We start from the raw sequence: 7,301 nt of genomic DNA on the forward strand, positions 1-7,301 counted from the left end.
CAATCCTACGATGACATCGTCGACCACTGCTGCTTCGCCTGGAACAAGCTCGTCGCGCAGCCCTGGCGCATCATGTCACTCGGACTGCGCCAATGGGCCCATGGGTTCTGATCAATGCACCTTGGTATTAGTTGATGCACGTTCGCCAAAAAATATGAGGGCGGCGAGCGATTTACTCGCCGCCGCCCTCACGTCTTATTTAGTCTGCAAAGTTTCGATCAACCTTCAACGCTGACGGCAATTTCGAGACCATGCTCCTTGAGCAGGGCGTGGCGACGTGCAGCCTTGTGATCTTCCGCGACCATTTCCGCGCACATTTCCTGCACTGTGATTTCCGGCGTCCAGCCGAGCAGTTCCTTGGCTTTGGCCGGATCGCCCAGCAGGGTATCGACTTCAGCGGGGCGGAAGTAGCGCGGGTCGATGCGCATGATCACGTCACCAACGTCCAGAGCCGGTGCGAGATTACCCTCGATGGCCGCTACGGTTGCGATTTCATCGACGCCTTCGCCGGAAAACTCGAGAGTCAGCCCCAGTTCCTTGGCGGCCCAGGCAATGAACTGACGCACCGAATATTGAACGCCCGTGGCGATGACGAAGTCTCGCGCTTCTTCCTGCTGCAGCATCATCCACTGCATGCGGACGTAGTCCTTCGCGTGGCCCCAGTCGCGCAGCGAGTCGATGTTGCCCATGTACAGGCACGGCTCGAGGCCGAGCGCTATGTTGGCGAGGCCACGCGTGATCTTTCGCGTCACGAACGTCTCACCGCGGCGAGGGGATTCGTGATTGAAGAGCACGCCATTGCAGGCATACATGCCATAGGCTTCACGATAGTTCACCGTGATCCAATAGGCGTACAGCTTCGCCACCGCGTAAGGCGAGCGAGGGTAGAACGGGGTGGTCTCGCGTTGCGGGATTTCTTGGACCAAGCCGTAGAGTTCTGAGGTCGAAGCCTGGTAGAAACGGGTCTTTTTTTCCAGGCCAAGGAACCGGATTGCCTCGAGCAGTCGCAGCGTGCCGATCCCATCGACGTCGGCGGTATATTCTGGTGCCTCGAAGCTGACAGCGACGTGGCTCTGCGCGCCCAGGTTGTAAACTTCATCAGGTTCGATGTCGCGGATAAGCCGGGTCAGGTTCGAAGTGTCACTTAAATCACCATAATGGAGCTTGAAACGGGCCCCGTGCTGATGGCGATCTTCGTAAATATGGTCTACGCGGGCGGTGTTGAAAAGGGAAGCGCGGCGCTTGATGCCGTGAACTTCGTATCCCTTTTCAAGGAGGAACTCCGCGAGGTACGATCCATCCTGGCCCGTCACACCCGTAATTAATGCCGTCTTGGTCATCTGCGCCGCATTCCTATCTCACTCTCCCAAAGGAGATAATCCGGATGCGCAAATGCTGCAACGCAAAACGGTGCTTAACATCCGGTTGGCCTAATTGTTTTCCAAATTTTCGACTATCAACATATCTATAAGACGAAACGGTGCTCTCTGGCGCTGAAGAGCAACGGCGCTTGTAATTTCTTAGTGTTAGATCGGAAATTAAGTTGAGTGGTATCAGCAGGTTAGCTTGACGGCTTGACCTGTCGTCGATTCAGGGGTTCGCCAAAAACTACCGTGGATTCAACGATGTTGAACGATACCACTCGCGCCCTTCATGCGCGAAGCGGGCTGGCTTTTCCAAGTGATATGACCGATGCCGAGTGGGCGGTTCTGGAACCGCTGCTGCCACCCGCGTCACATGTTGGGCGTCCTGCGCCCTCAACTCGCGCCGCCAGCGCTGAACCCGAAGCTCTACCGAGCGCAGGCCGATTACGATCCTATGCTCACTAGCCAGTTCCTACCGTATGACATCGGCGTTACCGCCATGCCGGAAGAAGCGCTCCCGGAGCCAATCGTCGAGCCCATCGAACGCCGTTTTACGCTGAGGCTTCCCGAACGGCGCCGTGCCGCCCGCACGCAGATAGCGGCGCACCGTGTTACGGGCACAACCAAACTCCTTTGCGAGCCGCTTCGCTCCCCATCCAAGCTCATGCAGCCGCACCATCGCTGCCACCTCGTCGGGTTGAAGCATATCTTCTCCCTGCACAGCCAACGTCTGTGCAGGAAACTCTGAAATCCCTTTTGTCATCTGTCTTTCCCTCTTCAGCCGAAGGGGCGCATTGCCTTGAGCAGAATGTTACCGGTAGGATCGGCGTCCCGACGGAGATGGAGACTGTTCTATCGTCTGGATTCGGGGAAGTCGGATGGTCGGGCGGATCAGCAGGGCGACACGATCGGAGTTGATTGGAGCGATCATCGAACGGTATCGGTCATGCTCCCGGTCGAACAAACGGCAGATCCTGGACGAGTTCGTCGCGGCTACCGGTTATCATCGCAAGCACGCGATCCGAGTGCTGGGTCGCCGGGAGACGAAGCCGCCTCGCAATCGCCGACAGGCGATTTGGTACGGTGCCGTTGTCCGGCAGGCGCTGGTGGTGCTGTGGGAGGCATCCGATCGCCTCTGCTCGAAGCGCCTGAAGCCGCTGATCCCGGTGCTGCTACCAGCGCTCGAGCGGCATGGCCGGCTTGACGTCGGCGCCGAGCTACGCGACAAGTTGCTCACGGTCAGCGCGGCGACGATGGACCGGCTACTGTCGGAGGTGCGTGTGGTAGCGCGCGGCGGACAGCGCCGCCGAGCCGGTATGAGTTCCGCGGTGCGGCGTTCGGTCCCGGTCCGCACCTTTGGGGATTGGGACGATCCTCTGCCGGGTTTTGTCGAGGTCGACTTCGTTGCCCATTCCGGCACCTCGTCATCCGGCAGCTTCGTGCAAACGATGGTGTTGACCGACATCGCCACGGGCTGGACCGAATGCGTGCCGGTCCGCAGTCGCGACAGCAGCCTTGTAGTTGGAGCGATCCGGCAAGCGCAGCAGCTCTTTCCGTTCCCGCTTCTGGGCGTCGACTTCGACAAAGACAGCGCGTTCATGAACGAGTTGGTGGTATGCTGGTGCCGCAGTGAGGGCCTGGAAGTGACGAGGTCCCGGGCATACCGCAAGAACGATCAGGCATGGGTTGAGCAGAAAAACGGCGCGATCGTGCGGCGCCTGGTGGGTTACGGCAGGTTCGTGGGCGCGGAAGCAACGGCGTCGTTGGCGCGTCTTTACGACGTGGTACGGTTACACGGCAATCTGTTCCAGCCTTCGTTCAAGCTGCGGGAGAAGACCCGGATCGGCGCGCGTGTCATCAAGCGATATCATCCGCCGGTTCCGCCGGCCGCGCGCGTGCTGGCGCATCCCAATGTCGCCATGGCCGACAAGGAGCGGCTGAGCCGGGTGCTGGATTCAGAGGATCCCGTGATGTTGTTCGCCGCAATCCTGGCGGGTCCAGGACGATCTGGGAAAGCGCGTCGATCGCAGAGGGCTGAATGCCAAGCTTGAGGAGCCGGCCGTGATCGACCTGCAGCGCTTCGCCGCAAATCTGGAAACCGCCTGGCAGGCAGGTGAGAAGCGCGCGACACATCGACGCCCCTACCGGCGGACCAAGCCCTACCCGAAAAGGGGGCACATGCTCGATCCGTTCGAGGCTCAAATCCGCGTCTGGCTCGAGGCTGATCCGGCAATCTCGGCAGCTGCGGTGTTGGAGCGGCTCATGAACGCGGATCCATCGCGCTTCACGCTGAAAAGCGCGAGGACGGTGCAAAAGGCAGTGAAGGTATGGCGTGCAGAAATAACCGGACAGATCATCCTTGGCGGGGACTGGATGAAGAGCCTCGCCACATCACCACCCGCCGCGGCGGGTGGTGATGTGGCGCATCTTGCAGTCGCTCAACTCGGTAACAATCTTCGGTGAGGCAACACGGGGGGTCAGTCTCTCATTTCGTCTGACAACGGCGCTAGGGTAAGCTGAAAACGGGGATTGCTCTGGGTAGGCCAGTGCCTAGCCCCAAGCTTAAGCAAGGGCTAACCATGGAGCAACTTAGCGAACGTTTTATTGGTCTGGATACATCGAGGCGCGCGGCTGAAATCCAACCGCATACTCTCCGTCATCCATTTGGGCTTTCTGTCCGGATTGACGGTTTTTTGCGCTATCCTCTTCAGCCGGCGATACTTCCGGCGTTCCGTAAGTCGCGGCAGTCGCATCGAGGATAAATTGGGGAACGCGCATGTCCACTGCTGCACAGATCAACGCTCTACTCTTTGCAGAGCAGTCGCATTAGTATTTGCGAGAATTACCGACGGGCTCTGGAATAACGACCGACTCCGCGAAACGCATGATGGCTCCGCCTCCCTAACCCATGCCCTTCTCCGCGGCAATCAGCGCAAGAAAACGAATGTCCTCCAAGGTATCCTTGCAACAGGAGCGCGGCCCGGCACCGCAAAGCGAAAGCCATTGGCAAGATTATCTAGGCCAATGACCGGGCAGCCCGCGTCCTTGCGCGCACGGACAACATGGCTGCCGATGTAGCCAACTCCCCCGGTGACCCGAACGGGGGTTCTGTCTACCATGATCATTCCGTAATCCAAGCGCTGTCCGGCAGTCACTATTTTAGGACAACCACCAGTTTCAGGAGCGTCAACGCGTCAAAATGTAGGCAAACGCGTTGAAGGCCGGAGCCGCCTTCAACAAATCTTGCCAAACACCTCTACTCGTAGAATACCCGACCATAACGACATCACCATTCATGATCTGTGGGTCAGGGGCCGCACCTCCGCGAATATCTTTCAAGTTGAAGCGGCCGGCCATCCTTTTGCCGTCAATAGTCCGAAAAATTATGACTTCAGACAATCTAGCCGTCTGTGTCGGACTTTCTGCGCGTGCAATCGCGGATAGAAGCGTAAAGTTGGTATCTATTTCATACACGCCAGGCTTTTTGACCTCGCCTTCAACTGAAACATAGCGCTTGGCTGCCTCGGATACCAGAACGTTGACCTGCGGATTCCGCAAATAACGTCTTTGCAGGCGCGTCGTAATCTCGTCTCGAAGTTCGACGACGGTGTGTCCCGCTGCTTGAAGTTGCCCAATCAGTGGCACCTGGACGTTGCCGGCATCATCGACGCGCAACTGCTCGATCGAAACTTCCGGTTCTCCGAACACCTTGAGCGCGAGCACATCCGTTGGTGCGATCTGGTAGACTGTCGGAGCCGGAATGGGCTCTGCGGCGATTACGGAGTAAGCTTCAGGCCCCGAAGGAAGGTTGGCGGGCATGGTCGTTGTCGAGCAGGCGGACACCGTCGTGGCGCAAGCAAGGACGATCGCGACGTAAGAGCGCGGGTGGCGAGCTAGCACTGGTAGTCTTCTCCTAAGCTGCATATTCCGTCAGCGTGCGCATGTCGCCCATATCAGCCGCGGACAGAAGACGGATTGCCATTTCCGCTCTTAGAAAAGCAAGCCCCGAGTTGCGCTGCAAATGCGAAATCCGGCTGAACGGAAACACGGTTCGGCTTCCACCTACCTTTAGTGTGCTAGGTTGTCCAATTGAGTCAGTCATTGGCATTGACGTTCGCATTCGCAATGCATCATCAATGGAGTTGCAGACGGCAAAGCGCGGCAGCCATCGCTCGGAGGGCGCATAATCCGACATCGCAGGAGGTTTTGAGTGCTAAAAGCGGAGCGAAGGTCTTTTTCGCTGGAAACTGGCGCGGCGGGTCAGAATGTCTCAGCGGCGTATCGAGGCTTGCTCATTTGCGCGATCGTGGTTGGTCACAACCGACTGATCGTTGGCGCATGGCCGCTCCTTTTTCCGCTCCTGTATTTCTGGCATGTGCAAGGCTTTTTTCTGGAAGCCGCGGGTCGGCGGAGTACCGCGTATTTTGCTAAGCGCCGGATAACGGATCTTATGGTCCGATACTTGGTTCCATATACGATCTTCTGCGGTATGGCTGCAGGGATTGCCTTACTTCTGGGCACGGGCAACGTGCAGACAAACCTTTTGCCTCTTGCGATCTGGAACGGCTTCGCCGCGACCTGCGAGCAGGCGACCGGGCTATCGCTGTTCTGGTTTCTCCCAACCTTCGCGAGTTTCAGCGCCATCTTAGTACTGCGTGCGCGCATCGATATGCGTAATCACGCGCTTCGAAAATTTGCCGACATCTTTCTCGCCGTGCTTGCGCTGATAGTTGCAGTGGTTCCGTCCGACACATGGGCACTATTCATGCCGATGGGTCTCCTGTTGGCCATCTATTTTGTGCCGTTGGCACTTGCGTGGCGGGTCGTCGACGGCCTGTCTGGGTTTTATCGTAAGTTAGCAATTTTGTTGAGTGCTGTCATCGTAATCGCGCAAATCCATGCTATCTATTCCGGGGAGCGGATCAACGTTTCGTTGTACGAGTTGGGAATTGATGTACCTAACGTGTTGCTAACGGCGGCTGCTGTTCCGGCTATGGCTCTGCTCGTCTCGACCGTAGTGCGTTACCTTCCAGGGCAGTCCATATTGCGCGTTTGTGGTGAATACTCGATCGTCATATTTCTAGGCCACCCTTTTATTCAAGCCCCGCTGACGATGATCGTAGGCGCCCGCCTGTCCTCGTTAGGGAAGGCGTGGCAGGCTTCCGCTGGCTTTTTCATCGTTTTCGTTTCTATTGGCTGCTGTTTGGTAGGTGCCATGATGCTCGAACGAATGCCGAGGCTGCGGGCTATGGTACTTCCTCGGGACTGGGCGAGTTGGCGTGCCGCATGGATCGGGCCGAGGCCGTCAGTTTGAGGTTACGCATGCGATAGCCGCCGCAGCGCCCCCGTAATTAGGTCGCCACGTTGACGATGGTTAAGGCGGGAAGTTCCTCGGCGTGCTGCTGCTGAGCGATCCTCCGGTTCCATGGCAGGAGTTCGTTGAGGCGGCCCTGGGGTATGTCGGCGATCCGGGCGAGGACGTCAGTGAACCATGCGAGCGGATCGATAGAGGTGGCCTGGGGAATCTGCGCATTGAGATAATTGGATTTTCTGCCTGAGAGCAGCCAGGAAGGCTGCGAGACAGGAGCAGAGAATGAGCAGACGACCCCGGCGCAACCATAGCCCGGCATTCAAGGCGAAGGTAGCACTTGCCGCGATCAAGGGCGAGAAGACGCTGGCAGAGCTGGCGCAGGACTATGACTTGCATCCCAACCAGATCACGACGTGGCGCACGCAGTTGCTCGAAGGAGCGGCCGGCGTATTCGGGTCGGAGAAGTCCTCGGACGAGCCCGCCGTCGACGTGAAGACGCTGCATGCCAAGATAGGCGAGTTGACGTTGGCGAATGATTTTTTGGAAGGCGCGCTCGGCAAGGTGAACCGCACCGAGCGATAACCCTGCTCGGGATGGCGCCGATCACGCATCATGCGCTCGACCAT

The 7,301-nt window shown here is 58.1% G+C and carries 6 protein-coding genes and 5 pseudogenes; 6 read left to right on the forward strand and 5 right to left on the reverse strand.

All coding sequences use genetic code 11. From position 1 onward, the window contains the following. Positions 1–111: pseudogene (locus QRN25_RS25820) on the forward strand (IS630 family transposase); the annotation flags it as partial. 107 nt (positions 112–218) lie between these two features. Here QRN25_RS25820 and gmd read toward each other — a convergent pair. Next, the gene (gmd, locus tag QRN25_RS25825) at positions 219–1,340 is read right to left on the reverse strand and encodes a GDP-mannose 4,6-dehydratase (RefSeq protein WP_285022391.1); all 1,122 of its coding nucleotides are present in this window, start codon (positions 1,338–1,340) and stop codon (positions 219–221) included. 285 nt (positions 1,341–1,625) lie between these two features. On the opposite strand from gmd, the pseudogene QRN25_RS25830 reads away from it, so the two are divergent. Beyond that, positions 1,626–1,751 (forward strand): annotated as a pseudogene (locus tag QRN25_RS25830) (transposase); the annotation flags it as partial. Here the strand turns inward: QRN25_RS25830 and QRN25_RS25835 are convergent. Next, positions 1,750–2,070, reverse strand: a pseudogene (locus QRN25_RS25835) (helix-turn-helix domain-containing protein); the annotation flags it as partial. The pseudogenes QRN25_RS25830 and QRN25_RS25835 overlap by 2 nt on opposite strands. A 172-nt stretch (positions 2,071–2,242) precedes the next feature. Here QRN25_RS25835 and QRN25_RS25840 point away from each other — a divergent pair. Both QRN25_RS25840 and QRN25_RS25845 read left to right on the forward strand, forming a co-directional pair. Beyond that, positions 2,243–3,415, forward strand: a complete 1,173-nt coding sequence (locus QRN25_RS25840) for an integrase catalytic domain-containing protein (RefSeq protein WP_285022392.1) — start codon at positions 2,243–2,245, stop codon at positions 3,413–3,415. A 10-nt stretch (positions 3,416–3,425) separates the two neighbouring features. Beyond that, positions 3,426–3,827, forward strand: a complete 402-nt coding sequence (locus QRN25_RS25845; RefSeq protein ID WP_285022393.1) for a hypothetical protein — start codon at positions 3,426–3,428, stop codon at positions 3,825–3,827. Positions 3,828–4,291: 464 nt separating this feature from the next. On the opposite strand, the gene QRN25_RS26420 is transcribed toward QRN25_RS25845, so the two are convergent. Both QRN25_RS26420 and QRN25_RS25850 read right to left on the reverse strand, forming a co-directional pair. Further along, positions 4,292–4,489, reverse strand: coding sequence for an NAD-dependent epimerase/dehydratase family protein (locus tag QRN25_RS26420; protein WP_350224272.1), 198 nt, complete (start codon positions 4,487–4,489; stop codon positions 4,292–4,294). Positions 4,490–4,550: 61 nt separating this feature from the next. Beyond that, on the reverse strand, positions 4,551–5,183 hold the full coding sequence (locus QRN25_RS25850) for a polysaccharide biosynthesis/export family protein (RefSeq protein WP_285022394.1): 633 nt from the start codon (positions 5,181–5,183) through the stop codon (positions 4,551–4,553). A gap of 391 nt (positions 5,184–5,574) precedes the next feature. On the opposite strand from QRN25_RS25850, the gene QRN25_RS25855 reads away from it, so the two are divergent. Then, entirely contained in the window at positions 5,575–6,678 is a 1,104-nt protein-coding gene (locus tag QRN25_RS25855) for an acyltransferase family protein (protein WP_285022396.1), read from the forward strand. A 37-nt stretch (positions 6,679–6,715) separates the two neighbouring features. Here QRN25_RS25855 and QRN25_RS25860 read toward each other — a convergent pair. Continuing rightward, positions 6,716–6,868 (reverse strand): annotated as a pseudogene (locus QRN25_RS25860) (transposase domain-containing protein); the annotation flags it as partial. An 89-nt stretch (positions 6,869–6,957) separates the two neighbouring features. Between QRN25_RS25860 and QRN25_RS25865 the strand changes: the two are divergent. Then, a pseudogene (locus tag QRN25_RS25865) lies at positions 6,958–7,301 on the forward strand (transposase); the annotation flags it as partial.

Source organism: Novosphingobium sp. fls2-241-R2A-195 (genome assembly GCF_030209485.1).
Lineage (GTDB): Bacteria > Pseudomonadota > Alphaproteobacteria > Sphingomonadales > Sphingomonadaceae > Novosphingobium > Novosphingobium resinovorum.